This is a genomic window from Streptacidiphilus jeojiense (genome assembly GCF_000719095.1).
GTDB classification, from domain to species: domain Bacteria; phylum Actinomycetota; class Actinomycetes; order Streptomycetales; family Streptomycetaceae; genus Streptacidiphilus; species Streptacidiphilus jeojiensis.
Map to the genome: position 1 here is coordinate 1 of NZ_JOEH01000097.1, position 765 is coordinate 765.

Annotated in this window: 1 protein-coding gene; it reads right to left on the bottom strand. The window is 75.4% G+C overall.

All coding sequences use genetic code 11. From position 1 onward, the window contains the following. Nucleotides 1–627 (bottom strand): DUF222 domain-containing protein (locus tag IF29_RS0141195; protein ID WP_030267732.1); only part of this gene is annotated, 627 nt, incomplete at its 3' end. Nucleotides 628–765 lie beyond the last annotated feature (138 nt).

Sequence of the window (765 nt, forward strand, 5' to 3'; positions counted from 1 at the left end):
GTGTGGGTGGGGGGTGGTGAGGGTGTCCAGGTCGGCGATCAGGGTCAGGTGGGGGCGGGTGCCGCCGGTGACCGGTAGCGTGCCGGTGTTCAGGGCCAGCGCGGCCACGGTGGCCAGCGCATCACCCAGGCGCTGCGCACCGGTGCGCGGGTCCTCGGTCTTCGGTGGGCCGGCGGCGGCCTCCAGGGCGATCCGCAGCCGCTCCCCGGCCAGGGCCTCCAGTTCGCCGGACAGGACCCAGAACGGGCGGTCGGTGGTTCCGGTGGCCGAGAGTTTCACCCAGGACTGGAACCCGGCCGGGGCTTCGTCCTGGGGCGGTTCCTCCTCGGCCACCAGCCGCACCCGTACCTCCTCGGCGGCCCGGGCCAGCTGGGACAGGTGCAGCTGCGGGGCGTGGGCCAGCAGCAGTTCCTCTGCCTGGCCGCGGGCCTGGACATCGTCCACCGGCGCCAGATGACGGGCGATCACCTGCGCCTGGTCGGCGCTCAGCGTCCCGGCAGCCTGCGCGGCGCGGACCGCGGGCACCGCGGCCAGCTGACCGGCCCGTGCCGTCAAGCGCCGCGCCGCTGCGCTGGCGAGTTGGCCGTGGGTGGCCAGGAAGCCGCCGGTGGAACGTGAACGCAGCACGGTGGCGCCGTGCGCCCGGACACCCCGGCGCCCTCCTGAGCGACCTGCTGCCGCCAGCCGGTCGACCAGTCCAGCCCGGTCGCAGCCTGGATCGCCTCACCGCCACCCACCGTGTGGGCCGACAAGGAGGAGGGCTGC